The sequence below is a fragment of the Brevundimonas sp. DC300-4 genome, assembly GCF_049897365.1.
Lineage (GTDB): Bacteria > Pseudomonadota > Alphaproteobacteria > Caulobacterales > Caulobacteraceae > Brevundimonas.
Genome location: NZ_JAFCWC010000001.1, coordinates 313,430 through 332,404 on the forward strand (window position 1 = coordinate 313,430; position 18,975 = coordinate 332,404).

Annotated in this window: 18 protein-coding genes; 12 read left to right on the forward strand and 6 right to left on the reverse strand. The window is 67.2% G+C overall.

What is annotated here, in order from left to right; all coding sequences use genetic code 11:
* The first annotated feature begins 78 nt into the window (after window positions 1-78).
* From ACP7AZ_RS01545 to prfB, 3 genes are all read left to right on the forward strand, one after another.
* Window positions 79-1,299, forward strand: coding sequence for an N-acetylmuramoyl-L-alanine amidase family protein (locus tag ACP7AZ_RS01545; protein WP_426035417.1), 1,221 nt, complete (start codon window positions 79-81; stop codon window positions 1,297-1,299).
* Window positions 1,300-1,375: 76 nt separating this feature from the next.
* Window positions 1,376-3,802 carry a penicillin-binding protein 1A gene (locus ACP7AZ_RS01550; protein ID WP_426035419.1) on the forward strand — a complete coding sequence of 809 codons (2,427 nt, stop codon included), beginning with the start codon at window positions 1,376-1,378 and terminating at the stop codon, window positions 3,800-3,802.
* 147 nt (window positions 3,803-3,949) lie between these two features.
* Window positions 3,950-5,072 (forward strand): peptide chain release factor 2 gene (gene prfB, locus ACP7AZ_RS01555; RefSeq protein WP_426035421.1). Its coding sequence is split into 2 segments (ribosomal slippage): window positions 3,950-4,018 and window positions 4,020-5,072, totalling 1,122 coding nucleotides; the frame shifts between segments, so codons are not numbered across the junction.
* Window positions 5,073-5,127: 55 nt separating this feature from the next.
* Here prfB and ACP7AZ_RS01560 read toward each other — a convergent pair.
* The 4 genes from ACP7AZ_RS01560 to tyrS form a co-directional block, all read right to left on the reverse strand.
* Window positions 5,128-5,709 (reverse strand): bactofilin family protein, encoded by a 582-nt coding sequence (locus ACP7AZ_RS01560; protein WP_426035423.1) that lies wholly within the window; start codon window positions 5,707-5,709, stop codon window positions 5,128-5,130.
* Complete coding sequence (locus ACP7AZ_RS01565) at window positions 5,699-6,847, reverse strand: peptidoglycan DD-metalloendopeptidase family protein (protein WP_426035425.1); 1,149 nt, start codon at window positions 6,845-6,847, stop codon at window positions 5,699-5,701. The genes ACP7AZ_RS01560 and ACP7AZ_RS01565 overlap by 11 nt, the downstream gene beginning before the upstream one ends.
* A 197-nt stretch (window positions 6,848-7,044) precedes the next feature.
* Window positions 7,045-7,497 (reverse strand): peroxiredoxin, encoded by a 453-nt coding sequence (locus ACP7AZ_RS01570; protein WP_426035427.1) that lies wholly within the window; start codon window positions 7,495-7,497, stop codon window positions 7,045-7,047.
* A gap of 150 nt (window positions 7,498-7,647) precedes the next feature.
* Window positions 7,648-8,907, reverse strand: a complete 1,260-nt coding sequence (gene tyrS / locus ACP7AZ_RS01575; RefSeq protein ID WP_426035429.1) for a tyrosine--tRNA ligase — start codon at window positions 8,905-8,907, stop codon at window positions 7,648-7,650.
* Window positions 8,908-9,098: 191 nt separating this feature from the next.
* Between tyrS and ACP7AZ_RS01580 the strand changes: the two genes are divergently transcribed.
* On the forward strand, window positions 9,099-9,605 hold the full coding sequence (locus tag ACP7AZ_RS01580; RefSeq protein ID WP_426035431.1) for a DOMON-like domain-containing protein: 507 nt from the start codon (window positions 9,099-9,101) through the stop codon (window positions 9,603-9,605).
* Window positions 9,602-10,801 (forward strand): exo-beta-N-acetylmuramidase NamZ family protein, encoded by a 1,200-nt coding sequence (locus ACP7AZ_RS01585; protein ID WP_426035433.1) that lies wholly within the window; start codon window positions 9,602-9,604, stop codon window positions 10,799-10,801. The genes ACP7AZ_RS01580 and ACP7AZ_RS01585 overlap by 4 nt, the downstream gene beginning before the upstream one ends.
* Before the next feature lies 1 nt (window position 10,802).
* Here the strand turns inward: ACP7AZ_RS01585 and ACP7AZ_RS01590 are convergent, their stop codons facing one another.
* Both ACP7AZ_RS01590 and ACP7AZ_RS01595 read right to left on the reverse strand, forming a co-directional pair.
* Window positions 10,803-11,624, reverse strand: a complete 822-nt coding sequence (locus tag ACP7AZ_RS01590; protein WP_426035435.1) for a transporter — start codon at window positions 11,622-11,624, stop codon at window positions 10,803-10,805.
* A gap of 71 nt (window positions 11,625-11,695) precedes the next feature.
* Entirely contained in the window at window positions 11,696-12,346 is a 651-nt protein-coding gene (locus ACP7AZ_RS01595) for an alpha/beta hydrolase (RefSeq protein ID WP_303695578.1), read from the reverse strand.
* A 156-nt stretch (window positions 12,347-12,502) separates the two neighbouring features.
* Between ACP7AZ_RS01595 and ACP7AZ_RS01600 the strand changes: the two genes are divergently transcribed.
* The 7 genes from ACP7AZ_RS01600 to ACP7AZ_RS01630 are packed head-to-tail and all read left to right on the forward strand — an operon-like array spanning window position 12,503 to window position 18,972.
* Window positions 12,503-12,967: an Rrf2 family transcriptional regulator gene (locus ACP7AZ_RS01600; protein WP_426035437.1), complete on the forward strand. Its 465-nt coding sequence runs from the start codon at window positions 12,503-12,505 to the stop codon at window positions 12,965-12,967.
* A complete protein-coding gene (locus tag ACP7AZ_RS01605; protein ID WP_426035439.1) occupies window positions 12,964-14,106 on the forward strand; it encodes a cysteine desulfurase family protein in 1,143 nt (380 codons plus the stop codon). The genes ACP7AZ_RS01600 and ACP7AZ_RS01605 overlap by 4 nt, the downstream gene beginning before the upstream one ends.
* 4 nt (window positions 14,107-14,110) lie before the next feature.
* A complete protein-coding gene (sufB, locus tag ACP7AZ_RS01610; RefSeq protein WP_426035441.1) occupies window positions 14,111-15,577 on the forward strand; it encodes a Fe-S cluster assembly protein SufB in 1,467 nt (488 codons plus the stop codon).
* Window positions 15,578-15,591: 14 nt separating this feature from the next.
* Window positions 15,592-16,341 (forward strand): Fe-S cluster assembly ATPase SufC, encoded by a 750-nt coding sequence (sufC, locus tag ACP7AZ_RS01615; RefSeq protein WP_426035443.1) that lies wholly within the window; start codon window positions 15,592-15,594, stop codon window positions 16,339-16,341.
* Window positions 16,338-17,360, forward strand: coding sequence for a Fe-S cluster assembly protein SufD (sufD, locus tag ACP7AZ_RS01620; RefSeq protein WP_426035445.1), 1,023 nt, complete (start codon window positions 16,338-16,340; stop codon window positions 17,358-17,360). Before sufC ends, sufD begins: the two co-directional genes overlap by 4 nt.
* Window positions 17,339-18,580 (forward strand): aminotransferase class V-fold PLP-dependent enzyme, encoded by a 1,242-nt coding sequence (locus ACP7AZ_RS01625; RefSeq protein WP_426035447.1) that lies wholly within the window; start codon window positions 17,339-17,341, stop codon window positions 18,578-18,580. The genes sufD and ACP7AZ_RS01625 overlap by 22 nt, the downstream gene beginning before the upstream one ends.
* A 5-nt stretch (window positions 18,581-18,585) precedes the next feature.
* Window positions 18,586-18,972 carry an SUF system Fe-S cluster assembly protein gene (locus ACP7AZ_RS01630; protein WP_303695925.1) on the forward strand — a complete coding sequence of 129 codons (387 nt, stop codon included), beginning with the start codon at window positions 18,586-18,588 and terminating at the stop codon, window positions 18,970-18,972.
* Window positions 18,973-18,975: the final 3 nt, after the last annotated feature.

Consider the following 18,975-nt stretch of genomic DNA (forward strand, 5'->3'; position numbering starts at 1 on the left):
AAAGCGCTGTCGCTTAACCCAATCCAAACCGGGCCCTGCCACAATGGAACCAACGATAAAGGTGGGCCCGCCGTCAGAATGACTGGTCGCAAGTATTTTAACCTGTCCGGCTGGGGCCCGCGTGAGTGGGCCATGACCGCGCTCGCCCTGCTGGTGCTGGGCGTGGTGCTGCTGGTCAGTACGCGCGGTCTGGCGGCCGGCGCGAGCGGTGACGTGCGCGGCGTGCGCTTCGGCGGGGACGTGCAGCGGACCCGGGTCGTCATCGATCTGGACCGGTCCGCTCGCGGAGAGGTGATCGAGAGCGGGGACCGCGGATCGGTCGTCCTGACCCTGGCCGGGGTTGGCGCCGGTCGCGGCGTTGACGGCGCGGGCTCGGGACTGGTGCGCGACTGGCGCGTCACTGCATCGGGCACGGCTTCGCGGGTGCAACTGGGCCTGGCCCGGACGGCGCGGATCGAGCGTCGGTTCCTGCTGCCGCCCGGCGACGGGGTCCCCTACTATCGCTATGTCATCGATATCGCCGCGACCGGATCGGCTGCGATTCCGGCGGCTGCGCGCCAGGCCCCGCGTCCCGAACAGCGCCGCGCCGAGCGCCCGTTGATCGTCATCGACGCCGGTCACGGCGGCCGCGATCCGGGCGCGCAAGGCGCACAGCGCAGCGAGAGCGAGGTCACCCTGGCCGCCGCCCTGGCCCTGCGCGACGAACTCACCCGGACAGGCCGCTATCGCGTCATGCTGACGCGCGAGACCAATGTCTATGTCGACCTGTACCGCCGGGTGCGGATCGCGCGTCAGGCCGACGCGGACCTGTTCATCTCATTGCACGCCGACGCCGGGGCCGATCCGGCCACGCGCGGGGCGTCGGTCTATACCCTGTCCGAACAGGGGGCGACGCGGGCCGTCCGCGAAGTGACACGCAGCGATGACTGGCACCGCGACCTGCATCTTCCGGGGCGGGATCCTTCGGTGGACCGGATCCTGCTCGACATGACCCAGAGGGCGACCCAGAATCGTTCGGCCCAGTTCGCCCGCGTCCTGCTGACTCACCTGGAGGCCGCCGACCATCCGCTGCTGCGCCGCAGCCACCGCGACGCCGGTCTGGCCGTGCTCCTGGCCCCCGACGTGCCGGCCGTGCTGCTGGAGATGGGGTTCATCACCAATCCCGACGACGAGCGGGCGCTGGGCGACACCGGTCAGCGACGCACGCTGGTCCGCGCCGTGGCCGAGGGGATCGACCGCTATTTCCGTGAACCGTCGGCAGGAACCCAGATCGCCGGCATGCCGAGCGCGGGCGGCTGATCCTGGACGATTCCGGCCTTCCCGCCGGACCCGGCGCGGGTTACATCGGGCCAAGGGCGTAGTCGGAGAAGTCTTGGTGAAGGTTGCCGAACGGTGGTTCGTGATTGCGGGCATCGGCCTTTTGGGCGCGATCGCGCTCGCGGGGCTGATCGTGGCGGTTTACGCCGCCTGGCTGTTCCATGACCTGCCCGACGCATCCGAGCTGGCCGACTATCGGCCGGCGACCGCGACGCGGGTCTATGCCGGCGACGGGACCCTGATCGGCGAATTCTCGGACGAGCGCCGCATCTATGTGCCCTACGAGCAGATTCCGACGCCGGTCGTGCAGGCCTTCCTGGCCGCCGAGGACCGCAACTTCTTCCAGCACGGCGGTATCGACGTGTCGGGCCTGGGCCGGGCGATGCTCAAGAATGTCTTCAACGCTGCCACCGGACGGCGGCTGGAGGGCGGTTCGACCATCACCCAGCAGGTCGCCAAGAACGTCTTGCTGACCAATGAATCGACCATCGGCCGCAAGCTGAAGGAAGCCATCCTGTCCAGCCGCCTGGAGGCGACGCTGTCCAAGGAGCAGATTCTCGAGCTGTATCTGAACGAGATCTTCCTGGGTTACCGGTCCTACGGCGTGGCCTCGGCCGCCTACAACTATTTCGGCAAGTCGCTGGCCCAGTTGACGCCGGACGAGGCGGCCTTCCTGGCGGCCCTGCCCAAGGGCCCCAACAACTATCATCCGAAGCGGCACCCCGAGGCGGCCAAGGGACGTCGCGACTGGGTTCTGGGCGAGATGGCGCAGAACCGGTTCATCACCCAGGCGCAGTACGTCGAGGCGATCGCGCGTCCGCTGACGACCCGCGCCGCCCCACGCCGCGCCGAATACCAGGACGCCGACTTCTTCGTCGAGGAAGCGCGTCGTCAGGCCGCCGCCAATCCGGAGTTCGGCGACCAGCTGAACGCCGGCGGCTTCTACATGCGCACCACCCTGGATCCTTCGCTGCAGACGGCGGCGCGCGACGCCCTGATGCGCGGGCTCGAGAACTACGACCGCCGCCATGGCTGGCGCGGGGCCTGGGGCACGACCGACTTCGCGCCGGGCTGGCAGGCCGTGGCCCTGCGCCAGACCGCTCCGCCGGAACGGCGCGAGTGGCGCGCCGCCGCGGTCGAGAGCGTGTCGGGCAACACGGTCCAGATCCGCACTGCCCGTGATGACACGACCGGCAGCCTGATCGTCTCCGATGCCGCCTGGGCCAACGCCAACCGGCCGCTCAAGCGCGGCGACCTGATCTTCGTCGAGCCGCGCAACGGCCAGTTCGCCCTGAAGCAGGTCCCGGCCGTGAACGGCGCCATGGTTGCCATCGAGCCGCAGTCGGGTCGGGTCCTGGCCATGGTCGGCGGCTATTCCTACGCCCTGTCGAGCTTCAACCGTGCGACCCAGGCCCAGCGTCAGCCGGGGTCTTCGTTCAAGCCCTTCGTCTATGCCGCCGCTCTGGAGGGCGACTTCACCCCGGCCTCGATCGTTGTCGACGGGCCTATCAGCTTCGCCGGCGGGGCGAATGGTCAACGCTGGACGCCCGAAAACTACAGCCGTCGCTACTACGGTCCCTCGACACTGCGGCGTGGCCTCGAGCTGTCACGCAACGTCATGACCGTGCGCCTGGCCAACACCATCGGCATGGACAGGGTCGTCGACCTCGCGGCCCGCATGGGCGTGGCCGACAATCTGCAGCCCAATCTGTCGGTGTCGCTGGGGGCAGGGGAGGTCACGGCCTATCACCTCACCGCCGCCTATGCCGCCTTCGTCAACGGCGGGCGGCGCGTCGATCCCTATCTGATCGAATACGTCCAGGACCGGGACGGGGAGACCATCTATCGCGCCGACCAGCGCCGCTGCCGCGACTGCGGCCGCGCCTTCTCGGGCCAGGCCTCCCCCTATCTGGACGCGCGCGGAACCCAGGTAATCGATCCGATCACCGCCTATCAGATCAGCTCGATGCTGGAAGGCGTGGTCCAGCGGGGCACCGCCGCCAGCGCGCGCGGACTGGGCCGCTGGGTCGGCGGCAAGACCGGCACGACTAACGAATATCGCTCGGCCTGGTTCGTCGGATTCACCACCGACATCGTGGTCGGGGTCTATATCGGGTTCGACGACAACCGGTCGCTGGGATCCGGGGAAGCCGGCGCCTCCGCCGCCGTGCCGATCTTTATCGACTTCATGGAAGACGCGTTGAAAGAGCGGCCGGCGCGGCCGTTCGTCCGTCCGCGCGGCGCCATCTTCCGCAACATCAACGGCATCGAGGAGGCCTTCCGCCCCGGCACAGAGCGTCGCCGCGAGGAAGAGCGTCGCGATACCGGCCCCGCCGTGCCGGAGGGGCCGCAGAACTACAACGAAGTCATCCGTCGCGAGCAGCAGGCGGCCGCCGGCATCACGCCCGGACCGTCCGCGCCCCCGCCAACCGCGCCCCCTGCGCCGAAGCAGGAGCCGGCCGAGGATCTGGACGGGCTGTTCTAGGACGCTGGGCAGCAGGGGTCAGGCCGTCGGCAGCAGGAAGGGCGAGCGTCGCCGGCGGGAAGAAAACCTCCTCTACTGCCTGCTGCCTATTGCCTACTGCCTTCGATCCCCCCTATCTCCGCGCCTTCGCACCGTAAGGATTTGCATATGAGACCGGATGTCGAGGCCATGAAGGCCGACATCGAGCAGAGCGTCGCTCTGCTCAGGAGGCGTCTTTGACTGGGATGTCGCCAACCGAAAGCTCGATGAGCTGAACGCACGGGTCGAAGACCCGACCCTGTGGGACAAGCCCGACGAGGCCCAGGCCGTGAGCCGCGAGCGCTCGAAGCTCGAAGCCCAGATCAACACCGTCAAGGCCATGGAGCGCGAGCTCGAGGACGGTGTCATGCTGTCCGAAATGGCCGATGAGGAAGGCGACGAGGCGACGCTGGAAGAGGCGCGCGCCCAGCTGAAGGCCATCAAGGACCGCGCGGCGCGGGCCGAGCTGGAAGCCCTGCTGTCCGGCGAGGCCGATGGCAATGACGCCTATCTGGAAGTGAACGCCGGCGCCGGCGGCACGGAGAGCTGCGACTGGGCGGGGATGCTGCTGCGCATGTATTCGCGCTGGGCCAGGGCGCACGGCTATGAGGTCGAGATGGAGGCGTCGGAAGACGGCGATCAGGCGGGCATCAAGTCGGCGACGATCCTCGTCACAGGTCCCAACGCCTATGGCTGGCTGAAGTCGGAATCGGGCGTGCACCGTCTGGTTCGGATCAGCCCGTACGACGCCGCGGCCAAGCGGCACACATCCTTTGCCTCGATCGGGGTCTCGCCGGTGGTGGACGACACGATCGAGATCGACATCAATCCGTCCGACGTGCGCACGGATACCTATCGCGCCTCCGGCTCGGGCGGACAGCACATCAACAAGACCGATTCCGCTGTCCGTCTGACCCACATCCCGACTAACACCGTCGTGGCCTGTCAGGCCGGGCGATCGCAGCACCAGAACCGCGAACAGGCGTGGAAGATGCTGCGCGGGCGTCTGTATGAGCTGGAGCTTCAGAGGCGCGAGGCCGCGGCCCAGGCCATGGCGGACGCCAAGACCGACATCGGCTGGGGTCACCAGATCCGAAGCTACGTCCTGCAGCCCTATCAGATGGTCAAGGATCTGAGGACCGAGGTCGAGACCTCGGACACACAGGGCGTACTGGACGGCGACCTGGACGCCTTCATGGGCGCAGCCCTGGCGCAGCGGGTCGGCGAGACCCGCGGATCAACGGTGGATTAAAAGATAAGGGCGGCTCCGCGAAGGAGCCGCCCTTATCTCAGTCCTGGACCGTGGATCAGACCGTCTTGAGGTCGATGATCTGCGGCTTGTCCTCGACCGGAGCGGCGGGCGCTTCGAAGTCGGCGGCGGCCGACGCCTGGGCAGCAGGACGCGGAGCAGTGGCGACCGCGGCGGGCGCATCGCGGCGACTCTGAAGCACGCGACCCTGGAAATAGGCGCCGATGTCGATCGACAGCTGTTCGGCGGTGATGTCGCCGTCGACATAGGCGGTCGAGACCAGCTTCACCTGCTTGCCGTTGACCGCGCCGACGATGCGGCCGCGAACTTCAAGATAGTCGGCGGTGACATTGCCCTCGACGGCGCCGGTCTCGCCGATGATCAGACGGCCGACGCGGACGTCGCCCTTGATCGAGCCGTCGACCTGGAGATCGCCGGCGCCCGAGATATTGCCTTCGAACTGCAGGTCGGACGAGAGGGTCGACAGGCCGCGCGAGGAGGCGATGGGCGAGGGGGCCGGAGCCGCGACGGGGCTGCGGCCCATGCCGGGCGACGGCAGGTCGGGCAGCGGCGGGATCGGCGGCGCGTTGGACGAACGGTCCGGCGTGGCGGGTGCGGGGGATTTGGTTTTATTGAACAATCTGGTCTCCTGCTCGGAAGAAGCGGGCGGGGTTCTGGGGTCGGCCGTCCATCCACACTTCATAGTGCAGGTGAACGCCGGTGGAGCGTCCTGTCGTACCCATGGCGCCGATCCGCTGGCCCAGCGCAATGCGCTGGCCGGGCTGGACGGCCATGGCGTTCAAATGGGCGAAGCGGGTCTTGAAACCGCGACCATGGTCTATCTCAACGGTGTTGCCATACCCTGAACGAACGCCGGCGAAGGACACGATTCCGGGAGCGGTGGCGTAGATCGGCGTGTTCAGGGGGGCGGCGAAATCCTGGCCCTGATGAACCGCCGGACGGCCGTTGAAGGGATCGAAACGGACGCCGAAACCCGAGGTGGTGCGGGCCTGGGTCGGGCGGTCGAACGGCAGGTGTTCGGCGGCGTCCGAAAGGTTGCGCATCTCCGACAGATTGTCGGCGGCGCGGCGGATTCTGACGGCGAAGGGCTCGTCCACGTCGAGGATGGTGGCCAGGGCCTTGGGATCGCTGGCCTCGACCAGAGGTCCACCGAGAGCTGATCCGGAGGCCGCGCCGTATGCGGCCGGGTTCAGGCCCGCGAGGCGGAAGGCGAGGCGCAAGCGTTCGGCGCGGGTCTGGGCGAAGTCGCCGGCCCGTTCGATCAGCCGCTCCTGGTCCATGCGGACCGCGACGATCCGCTGGACCGGACGGGCTTCGGTGGCGCTGAGGGCCGGGGAGGGCGCCAGGGCGGCCTCGGCGCCGTCGACGCCGTGGAACATGCCCATGACGTTGGTCAGGGCCGCGTGGCGGCGCTCGACCATCCGGGCCATCTCGTCTAAGCCGCCCGTCGTGGCGGACATGCGGACGACGGCCGTCTTGAGGCGGGCTTGCAGGTCGGCGTTCAGGCGTTCGGACGCCGCGCGGGCGCGGACCACCTGGGTGTCCGCCTGGCTGCGGGCGATGATGTCGAAGACGAAGCCGCCCGAGGCGACCAGGGTCCATGCGGCGGCGGCGCAGGCGACGCCGGCCATCATCATCTGGCGGCCGCTTGTCAGGACGTAACCGCGCGTGTCGCCGTTCGAGCGCAGATAAACATGGCGCTCAGGAAACCAACGCTCGATCAAAGAGCGTCTGACCACTCTCTGTTCTTCATCCATTTGAACACGCCCCCACGCACTGGAGGCTTTATCCGCGAACTGTTGCCTGTGGGCAATACCGTTCACGCAATGTTAACCACGTTGCCCGTCCTGAGCGATCAAAACGAATCTATTCAGGCGAAGATCCGCGTGCTGGGCGTATTCCGATAGACTGTGGAGGGCGCCGGCTAGACTTCACCGATCCGTCCGGCCTCGGATCAAACCTCTCTTGCGACGGCAAGAACCGCCTCCGCGTGGCCTTTCACCGAGACCTTGCGCCAGACCTTGCGGACCGCGCCTGCGCCGTCGATCAGGAAGGTCGCCCGCTCGACGCCCATATACTGGCGGCCGTAGAGGGTCTTCTCGACCCAGACGCCATAGGCCTCGGTGACGGCCCCGGCCTCGTCGGATCCGAGGATGACCTTGAGGTCGTGTTTGGCCTTGAACCGGTCGAGCTTCTTGACCGGGTCGCGCGAAATGCCGATGACCTGAACGCTGGCCGCCGTGAAGGCGTCGATGTGGGCGGAGAAGGCGATGGCCTCGTTGGTGCAGCCTGGCGTGTCGGCCTTCGGATAGAAGAACACGACCGTAGGGCCGGACACGGTCGCGCGGCCGCCGCCGTCGGCGGGGATGTCGAACGCGGGGGCTTTCGAGCCTTCTTCAACGGTCACTTCAACACTCCGATCCTCCCCGCGAAGGCGGGGACCCAGTTCTGTGGGCGCTCCGGCCCTTTTCCGGTTCGCCACCGCAATCGTTCCCGCGCACCTGTGCCTCACGAAAGCACTGGGTCCCCGCCTTCGCGAGGATGCACGGGAATGGGGTTAGACGGGGCGAACCAGGACGATCTTTTTCTTCCCGAACTGGACCTTGAAGGCTCCGTGATCGGGCAGGAGTTCATCGTAGCTGTGCATCCGATCTTCGACGACAAGTTCGTCATTGATGCGGATCGCGTTGCCGGCCATGTGGCGGCCCGCCTCGCCCAACGACCGAGCGAACCCGGCGGCCTTGACGAGGGCGCGAGTTGAGCGCGCCTGCTCCCATTCGTCCTTGGGCAAGTCGATGACCGGCAAGTCAGCGCTCGTGACGCCCTGCTCGAACGCGCCTTCCGCCGCCGCGCGGGCCGAGGCCGCCGCCCCCGCCCCATGCAGCATCGTGGTGGCCGCGTCGGCCAACGCCTTCTTGGCGTCGTTGATCGCGGCGCCTTCCAGAGCTTCGAAGCGGGCGATCTCGTCCAGCGACAGGTCGGTGAACAGGCGCATGAAGCGGCCGACGTCGCCGTCCTCGGCGTTGCGCCAGAACTGCCAGTAGTCGTAGGCGCTGAGCTGTTCGGCATTGAGCCAGATGGCGCCCTGGGCCGTCTTGCCCATCTTGCCGCCGGACGCCGTCGTCAGCAGCGGCGTGGTCAGGCCGAAGGCGGCCTTCTGATCGACACGACGCACCAGGTCGACGCCCGAGACGATATTGCCCCACTGGTCCGATCCGCCCATCTGCAGCGTGACGTTCTGGCGGCGGTTGAGCTCCAGGAAGTCCACCGACTGCATCAGCATGTAGTTGAACTCGAGGAAGGTCATCGGCTGCTCGCGCTCGAGCCGCAGCTTGACCGAGTCGAAGGCAAGCATCCGGTTGACCGTGAAATGGGCGCCGTAGTCGCGCAGGAACTCGACGTAGCCGTATTTCGACAGCCACTCGTCGTTGTCGATCAGGATCGCGTCGGTCGGACCATCGCCGAAGGTCAGAAATTTCTCGAACACCGTCTTGATGGAGGCGATGTTCGACTGGATGGTCGCGTCGGTGAGCTGGGGCCGCGAGGCGTCCTTGCCGGTCGGGTCGCCGACCTTGGTGGTGCCGCCGCCCATGATGACGACGGGCCTGCCGCCCGCCTGCTGGAGCCGTCGCAGCATCATGATCTGGATCAGACTGCCGACGTGCAGGCTGGGCGCCGTGGCGTCGAAGCCGATGTAGCCGGCCACGACGCCGTTCTTGGCCGCCGCATCCAGCTCGGCCGGATGGGTGATCTGATGGATGTATCCGCGCGCCTGAAGCGTCTGCAGGAAGTCGGACTGGAAAACAGGGTCGGTCATGGTCGGCTCCGTTAGCAGGGAGGCCGGCGCTCTGTCTCGGGTGTCGCGCCGGCAAAATGCAGCGCGTGGGTTCGCGGCCGCTCGCTAGATCAGCGGGCGGTAATAGAAGCCGGGCAGGGCGCGGGGCGCGAACATGGGCCGTTCGTAGCGCCCGGCGTTGACCGGCGTCAACCAGCCGCTATCGGTGCAGGATGCGCGCTACGCTGATCCCCTTTCCCGACGAGACCAAGGTCTATCCCGAGGCGATCTCGGTAGAGTTCGAGCGCGAGGACGGCCTGCTGTGGCTGAGGTTCGTCATTGACGACAATCCGGATTTCATCGCCTGGCCCGGCGAGGCGCCGGTCGGGCGGGCCGACGAGCTGTGGAAACACACCTGTTTCGAGGCCTTCGTGACGACCGACGACGGCTATCGCGAGTTCAACCTGTCGCCGTCCGGCCAGTGGGCCAGCTACCGGTTCGACGGGTATCGTGAGGGCATGCGCCCGGCTGACGAGGTCTGTGTGGTCGAGGGGCTCGACGGCGGCTCGGACTACGTCGCACTGGAAGGCCGGATCGAACTGCCGGTCGAGGCTCGCAAGCTGGCCCTGTCGGCGGTGATCGAGACCCTCGACGGGGCCAGGACCTGGTGGGCGCTGGCCCATCCGTCCGATAAGCCTGACTTCCATCATCCCGATTCCTTCGTTCTGGACCTGCCATGAAATTCGGCATCGACCGCCTCGTCTCCGAGCCCGATCTGCAGGCCGCGCTGAAGGGGCGGCGGGTGGCGCTGGTGGCGCATCCGGCCTCGGTGACGGCCGACCTGACCCATTCGATCGACGCCCTGATCGCCTCGGGCGTGCGGATCAGCGCCGCCTTCGGGCCCCAGCACGGGATGAAGGGCGACCTGCAGGACAATATGATGGAGAGCCCGGACGAGACCGATCCGGTCCACGGCTTCCCCGTGTTCAGCCTCTACGGCGAGGTGCGTCGCCCCACCGGCCAGATGATGAGCACGTTCGACGTCGTTCTGATCGACCTGCAGGACCTGGGGACGCGCATCTACACCTTCATCACGACGCTGTTGTACGTGCTGGAGGCCGCGGCCGAGCACGGCAAGGAGGTCTGGGTGCTGGACCGTCCCAACCCCGCCGGGCGGCCGGTCGAGGGCACGACCCTGGTCGCGGGCTGGGAGAGTTTCGTCGGCGCCGGGCCGATGCCGATGCGGCACGGCATGACCCTGGGCGAACTGGGTCACTGGTTCATCGACCACTTCAAGCTCAAGGTCGCCTATCGCGTCATCGAGATGCAGGGCTATGACCCCGAGGCGGCGCCGGGCCTCGGCTGGCCGCTGGGAGAGCGGGCCTGGATCAACCCCAGCCCGAATGCGCCCAACCTGTCGATGGCTCGCGCCTATCCCGGCACCGTGATGGTCGAGGGCGCGACCCTGTCGGAAGGGCGGGGCACGACGCGGCCGCTCGAACTGTTCGGCGCGCCCGACATCGACGCCCGGGCCGTGATCGCCGAGATGAAGGCCTTCGCGCCCGAATGGGTGAAGGGCTGTGCCCTGCGCGACATGTGGTTCGAGCCGACCTTCCACAAACACCTCGGCCAGCTGTGCTCTGGCGTCCAGATCCATGTCGAGGGCCCGCACTATGACCACGCCGCCTTCCGGCCGTGGCGGGTCCAGGCCCTGGGCTTCAAGGCAATTCGGCGGCTGTATCCCGACTACGACCTGTGGCGGGACTTCCCGTATGAATACGCGTTCGGGAAGCTGCCGATCGATGTCATCAACGGCGGGCCAAGCTTGCGCGAATGGGTCGATGATGCCGGATCGACGGCGGCCGATCTGGACGCCATCGCCGAGCCGGATGAGGCGGCCTGGGTCGAGGCGCGCAAGCCGTTCCTGATCTACTGACCTAGAACCGCCGCGCCACGCCCACGCCGAACTCCACGTCCGGGCTGTCGTCGTTCAGGCCGAAGTTGAGGCCGAAGTCGATCTGGCTGTCGGGCAGGAAGGCCGGGGTCCAGATGGCGATGAGGTCGGCGCTGGCCTGGGTCGTTTCGACGAGAGGATCGTCGTCGCGGCTGACCCAAACCTCGGCCCCGAGGATCCAGTCGCCGAGATCGCGATCCACGTCGACCGCGAACGAATATGCGGCGTGCGATCCTTCGCCGTCTTCGTCGCCGACGATGTCGAGGTAGGGCGACAGGCCGAGGCCCCACTCATTGCCCAGGTCGATCGAGACGGGGACGACGACGCCGGCCTCGATGCCGCTGGCGCGGACCTCGTCGCCGCCGGTCGGCAGGGTGGCGTATCCCATCAGTGCGACCGAGAAACCCTCGCCATCCGGCCGGATCAGCCCTTGGCGGACGGCCAGGAACAGGTCGCCCGTGCCCTCGGCGACGTCCTCGACGCCCGCGACGCGGTCGGTGAACTTCTCGCGCTCGAAGGCCGTGACGCCGATCTGGAATTCCGTTGCCGGGCCGACGCCGAAGCGGGCGGTGATGGACCCGGCCGACCAGCTGTCGATCTCGGCCGCGGCATCCCTCTGGCGCGCGCCATCGAAGGCGCCCACCTCGATCTGCACATGGCCCTGATTCAGCACGCAGCTGGCCGCGCCCTTGCCCGGACGGTCGGCGCAGAAGGGACGCAGATCGTTCGTCTGGGCCGAGGCGGATGCGGGCGCGGGCCAGACGCCAGCCAACGCAAGCACGCCCACGGTGAAGTTGCGGATCATGTCAGCTCCCCGAATCCCGAGCTGAACCATAGGGGCAAGCGCAGCCGCGAAGAAGCGGCAGTCAGACGATATCAGGCCGGCTTTTCTTCCAGCCGCTTGTCCAGATACAGGCCCACGCGGCGGTCGACGGCGGGGATATGGTCCTGCCAGAAGTGGCTCGCGCCTTCTTCCAGTTCGTAGTCGATGATGATGCCCTTCTGGGTGCGCAGCTTGTTGACCACGCGCTCGACCTCGACCGGCGGCACGATGGTGTCGGCCGTGCCGTGCAGGAACAGACCGGAGGCCGGGCAGGGGGCCAGGAAGGAGAAGTCGTACATGTTCGACGGCGGCGAGACCGAGATGAAGCCGTCCGTCTCCGGGCGACGCATCAGCAGCTGCATGCCGATGTAGGCGCCGAACTGATAGCCGGCGACCCAGGTCTGGGTGGCGGCAGGGTTGTTGGACTGCAGCCAGTCGAGCGCCGTGGCCGCATCGGCCAGTTCGCCGATGCCGCTGTCGAACTCGCCTTGCGACTTGCCGACGCCGCGCGAATTGTAGCGCAGGGTCGCGAAGCCGCGCTTCTGGAACAGCTGGTACAGGGTGACCGTCACCGGGTTGTTCATGTGCCCGCCCGCCTTGGGGTGCGGGTGCAGGATCAGGGCGATCGGCGCGTTGGCGCGCTTGCCGGGGGAGTAGCGGCCCTCGATGCGACCGGAGGCGCCGGGCAGGATGACTTCAGGCATGGGGCTCTGGAATCCGTTCAACTGTCATTTCGGGCCCGCCGAATACTTGACTACAGGGGTAGGACTTTCTAAGTCCTGTCTGCGTTCGGCCGCCTCGCGAAGCGGCGGGTCATAGCACAGGACCTCCGAAAAGCGCGCGATTTTTGAGGATGGGCGATGCGACTGTCGACCAAGGGACGATACGCCGTGATGGCGATGGCCGATCTGGCCCGGCACGGTCGGTCAGACGCCGGTGCGGGCCGCGCCGTGTCCCTGGCCGAAATCGCAACCCGACAAGAGATTTCATTGAGTTATCTGGAACAGCTGTTTGCTCGACTTAGAAAAAGCGGGCTGGTGCTCAGCGTGCGCGGTCCGGGCGGCGGCTATCGTCTGGCCAAGACGGCCGGCGAAACCGTGGTGTCCGAAATCGTCCTGGCGGTCGATGAGCCGATCCGGGCGGTGCGTTGCGCGGCCGACGGCACGCCGCGCGGCTGCATGCTGGGCGGCGAACGCTGCATCACCCACAATCTGTGGGACGACCTAGGCGACGAGATCCATCGCTATCTGGCCAGTGTTTCTCTGGAGGACGTGATCCTGAACCGCACCAGCCGTCGCCCTGCGAGCGTGGGAGTAGCGGCATGAGCGGCGTCTATCTGGACTACAACGCTTCGGCCCTCGTGCGGCCCGAAGTTCTGGACATCATGACCGAGGCCCTGGCCGACAACGGCAACCCGTCGGCGGTCCATGCGGCCGGTCGGCGGGCGCGGGCGCGGGTCGAGACGGCGCGGGCGAAGGTCGCCGAACTGGTCGGCGCCGATCCGACGGCCGTCATCTTCACCTCCGGCGGCACCGAGGCGAACGCCCAGGCGCTGCAGAGCGCGCTGGCGGCCGGGTGCGAGCGTCTGATCGTCTGCACCACCGAACATCCCTGCGTGGTCGAGGCGGCCATGGCGTCGGGCAAGTCGGTCAAGCCGCTGCCCGTCGATGAGCGTGGCGTCATCGATCTGGTCAAGCTGGGTCAACTGCTGAACCAGACCGGCGGCCGGGCCGTCGTCGCCATCCACCACGCCAACAACGAGAGCGGCGTCATCCAGCCGATCGCCGAGGCGGCGCGTCTGGTGCGTGCTGCGAAGGGCTGGCTGCACGTCGACGCCATCCAGTCGGCAGGCAAGATCCCGGTCGACATGCGCGCCCTGGGCGCCGACAGCCTGACCCTGTCCGCGCACAAGCTGGGCGGGCCGCAGGGCGTGGGCGCTCTGGTGCTGGGCGAGGGATCCTCGGCGGTTCGCATCCTGCACGGCGCCGGTCAGGAGCGCGGCCTGCGCGCCGGGACCGAGAACGTGCCGGGCATCGCGGGCTTCGGCGTCGCAGCCGACTGCGCCGCGCGCGACCTGCCCATGGCCGAGGCGCATCGTCCGTGGCGCGATGCGGCCGAGGCGGCCGTCGAGGCGGCCGGCGCGACTATCCTGGGCAAGGGGGCGCCGCGTCTGCCCAACACCCTGTTCCTGTCGGTCGCCGGCTGGGACAGCCCTCAGGCCCTGATCTTGCTCGATCTGGATGGTGTCATGGTCTCGGCCGGGAGCGCCTGCTCGTCGGGCAAGACCAAGCCCAGCCGCGCCATCGTCGCCATGGGCCGGATGGACCTGGCGACCGGAGGCGTGCGCGTCTCGGGCGGCTGGGGCACCACGCAAGACGATTGGTCACGCTTCGCTGCAGCGTGGACCAAGGCATACGAGACACATTGCGCGCGTCAGGCCGCCCGCGTGAAGGAAACCGCGTAAGATCATGGCCGCCGTTCAGGAAACCATCGACGCCGTCGCCGCGCTGGAGAAGTACGAGCATGGCTTCACCTCGGACATCGAAACCGAGTTCGCCCCGCGCGGGCTGAACGCCGACATCGTCCGCTTCATCTCCGAGAAGAAGGGCGAGCCGGAGTGGATGCTGGAATGGCGTCTGGCCGCCTATGAGCGCTGGCTGGCGATGGAGGAGCCGACCTGGTCGTCGGTGAAATACACGCCGGTCGATTACCCGTCGCTGTTCTACTACGCCGCCCCCAAAAAGAAGGACGGTCCCAAGTCGCTGGACGAGGTCGATCCGGAAATCCTCGAGATCTACAAGAAGCTGGGCATTCCGCTGAAGGAGCAGGAGGTGCTGGCCGGCGTCGAAGGGGCTCCGCGATACGCCGTGGACGCCGTGTTCGACAGTGTCAGCGTGGTCACCACCTTCAAGGCCGAGCTGGCCAAGGTCGGGGTGATTTTCATGCCGATTTCCGAGGCCTTGCGGGAATATCCCGAACTGGTGCGTCAGTATCTGGGATCGGTCGTGCCGGTCTCGGACAACTATTTCGCGGCGCTGAACAGCGCAGTCTTCTCCGACGGATCGTTCGTCTACATCCCGCCGGGCGTGAAATGCCCGATGGAGCTGTCGACCTATTTCCGCATCAATGCGAGCCAGACCGGCCAGTTCGAACGCACCCTGATCATCGCCGACAAGGGCAGCTACTGCTCCTATCTGGAGGGTTGCACGGCCCCGATGCGCGACGAGAACCAGCTGCATGCGGCGGTGGTCGAGCTGGTCGCGCTGGACGACGCCGAGATCAAATATTCGACGGTCCAGAACTGGTACCCCGGCGACGCAGAAGGGCGGGGGGGCATCTACAACTTCGTCACCAAGCGCGCCGACTGCCGCGGGGACCGCTCGAAGGTCAGCTGGACCCAGGTCGAGACCGGCTCGGCCGTGACGTGGAAATATCCGTCCTGCATCCTAAAGGGCGAGGAGAGCTCGGGCGAATTCTATTCGATCGCTATCACCAACGGACATCAGCAGGCCGACACCGGCACCAAGATGATCCATCTGGGCAAGAATTCGAAGTCGCGGATCATCGCCAAGGCGGTTTCGGCGGGCAAGTCGGACTCCACCTATCGCGGTCTGGTCTCGGTGCATCCCAAGGCGACGGGGGTGCGCAACTTCACCCAGTGCGACAGCCTGCTGATCGGCGGCGACTGCGGCTCGCACACCGTGCCCTATATCGAGGCCCGCAACGGCTCGGCCCAGCTGGAGCATGAGGCGACGACGACGCGCCTGTCCGACGACCAGCTGTTTTATGCCCAGCAGCGCGGTCTGTCGCAGGAGGAGGCCGTGGCCCTTCTGGTCAACGGCTTCGTCCGGGACGTGATGCAGAAACTGCCGATGGAGTTCGCCGTGGAAGCCCAGAAGCTGGTGGCGATCAGCCTTGAAGGCTCGGTCGGGTAAGACAAAGAAAAACAATGCTCAAGATTAATAACCTCCACGTCTCCATCGGCGACAAGCCGATCCTCAAGGGGCTGATGCTCGACGTTCCGGCGGGCGAGGTGCACGCCATCATGGGGCCGAACGGGGCCGGCAAGTCGACGCTCGGCTATGCCCTCTCGGGACGGCCCGGCTATGAGGCCATTGAGGGCTCGGTCGAATGGCGGGGCGAGAGCCTGCTCGACTTCGACCCGGCCGAACGGGCGGCCAGGGGCGTCTTCCTGTCGTTCCAGTATCCGATCGAGATTCCCGGCGTTCCCGCCCTGACCTTCGTGCGCACGGCGCTGAACGCCCAGAAGCGGGCGCGGGGCGAAGAAGAAGTGTCGGCTCCCGCCTTCCTGAAACAGGTCAAGGCGGCGTCGGCAGCGCTGAAGATGGATTTCGACATGCTCAAGCGGCCGCTGAACGTCGGCTTCTCGGGCGGCGAGAAGAAGCGGATGGAGATCCTGCAGATGGCCCTGCTGGAGCCGTCGCTGCTGATCCTGGACGAGACCGATTCCGGCCTCGACATCGACGCCCTGCGGATCGTGTCTGAGGGGGTCAACGCCCTGCGCTCGCCCGACCGCGCCATGCTGGTCATCACCCACTACCAGCGGCTGCTCGATTATATCAAACCCGACCGGGTCCACGTGCTGGCCGCTGGTCGCATCGTGGCCTCGGGCGGCCCGGAACTGGCGCACCAGCTGGAGGCGGAAGGGTACGACAAATACCTGCCGCAGGCCGCTTGACCGTCCTGCACAAGATCGACCTCACCGACGCCGCGACCTTCCCCTCACGGCGGGAGGAGGCCTGGAAATACAGCGACCTGCGCCGCTATCTGCGCGAGGCCCCTGAACCCTCGCCGACCACGGCGATCGGCCCGCCCGGACCCTTCTACGACCTCGGCGGCGAGGCGATCGTCTTCGCCAACGGCCGGGCGGTGGGCGTCACCGACTTCATCGCCTCGGGCGACCAGACCCTGCGTCTGCGCTTTATCTCGCAGGCCACGGAGACCGGCCACACCGCCTCCGCGCGGGTCGTGGCGCGGCCGGGCGCTAAGCTCCTGCTGCTGGAGACGCACGAGGGTTCGGGATCGGCCTATGTCGCCCACAACCGCCTCGACATCGATGTTGCCGGCGGGGCGGAGGTCACGCGGATCGTCCTGGTCGACGAGCCCCATGATGCGATCTCCCTGACCGAGATCGACGTCCGCGTGGCGCCGGGCGGCGTCTATCGCCAGACGACGATGACCGGTGGGGCGAAGCTGCAGCGCCAGGAGACCCGGCTGATGCACGGGGGAGAGGGGGCAGAAGTCCAGATTGATGGCCTCTATGCCCTGTCCGGCGAGCGGCACACCGACCTGACCAGCGTGGTGCGTCACCACGGCCTGAACGGCGTCACCTCGCAGCTGACCAAGGGCGTCGTGCGCGACACCGCGCGCGGCGTGTTCCAGGGCAAGATCGTCGTCGAGCGCGGCGCCGACGGCACCGATGCGAGGATGGGCCACCATGCCCTGATCCTGGGCGAACGGGCCGAGGTCGACGCCAAGCCGGAGCTCGAAATCTACGCCGACGACGTGCAGTGCGCCCACGGCAATACGATCGGCAATCTGGACGAAAGCGCCCTGTTCTACATGCAGTCGCGCGGCATTCCGGCGGACGAGGCGAGAGCCCTTCTGACCCAGGCCTTCCTGTTCGAGGTCGTCGACCGCATCGCCCACGAAGGCGCGAGAGAGGTGGTGAGGTCATGGCTGACGGCACGACTGTAGTCACCCGTTTCGACCCCTACGCCGCCCGGGCCCAATTCCCGATCCTGTCGCGGAAGGTGAACGGCAAGCCTCTGGTCTATCTGGACTCGGCCGCCTCGGCGCAGAAGCCGCGCGCGGTGATTGACGCCCTGACGGCGGCGATGGAGGGGAGCTATTCCAATGTCCACCGCGGCCTGCACACCCTGGCCAACGAGACGACCGAAGCCTTTGAAGCTGCGCGCGAGACCGTCGCGCGGTTCCTGAATGCCGAGACCCCCGACCAGATCGTCTGGACCAAGGGCGGCACCGAGGCTTTCAACCTGGTCGCGGCGGGGCTGGCGCAGAGCCTGAATCCCGGCGACGAGATCGTCACCACCCAGATGGAGCACCACGCCAACATCGTGCCCTGGTCGATGCTGCGCGACCGGCTGGGCGTCGTGCTGAAATGGGCGCCAGTGCTGGACGACGGGTCGCTGGACATGACGGGTCTGGCGGCTCTGATCGGGCCGAGGACGAAGCTGGTCGCCGTGACCCATATGTCCAACGTGCTGGGCACGGTGAACGACGTGAAGGCCGTCGCCGACCTGGCCCATGCGGCGGGCGCTCTGGTGCTGGTCGACGGCTGCCAGGGGGCGGTGCATTGCAGTCCCGACGTCCAGGCGCTGGACTGCGACTTCTACGTCTTCACCGGCCACAAGCTGTACGGCCCGACCGGTATCGGCGGGTTGTACGGCAAGCGCGCCGCTCTGGAGGCCCTGCCGCCGTATCAGGGCGGGGGCGAGATGATCGCCACCGTCACCGAGGATGCGGTGACCTATGCCGGCATTCCGCACAGGTTCGAGGCGGGCACCCCGCCGATCCTTGAGGTCATCGGTCTGGGAGCCGCGCTGGAGTGGATCATGGCCTTCGACCGCGCGGCGATCGCCGCTCATGAACGGGCCCTCTACGACCATGTCGTCGCCCGCCTGTCCGGCCTGGACTGGCTGCGGATCATCGGCGAGGCTCCGGGCAAGGGCGCCATCCTGACCTTCACGGTGGAAGGGGCGCACGCCCACGACGTGGCCCAGATCCTGGACCGGTACGGCGTCGCCGTGCGGGCCGGTGTCCATTGCGCCGAGCCACTGTCGAGGCGATTTGGCATCACGTCGAGCGCGCGGGCCAGCTTCGCCCTATATAACACCACAGAGGATGCAGATGCCTTTGTGGACGCGCTGATCAAGGCGCGGGAGTTCTTTGTGTGAGCGAGATGGACGGACAGATCAGCAGCAGCGACGCCTTCGCCGAGACCTGGGCGGAACCGCAGACGGCCGCCCTGCCCCAGGCCGAACTGGATCGGCTGACCGATGCGCTGATCGCAGCGCTGAAGACGGTCTATGATCCGGAAATCCCGGTCGACATCTATGAGCTGGGCCTGATCTACAAGGTCGACCTCTCGGACGACCGCGACGTGTTGATCGACATGACCCTGACGGCGCCCGGCTGCCCGGTGGCCGGGGAGATGCCCGGCTGGATCGAGGACGCGGTGATGAAGGTCGAGGGCATCAAGTCGGCGCGCGCCAACCTGGTGTTCGACCCGCCGTGGGATTCCTCCAAGATGAGCGACGAGGCCAAGCTGGCCTTGAACATGTTCTGAGGT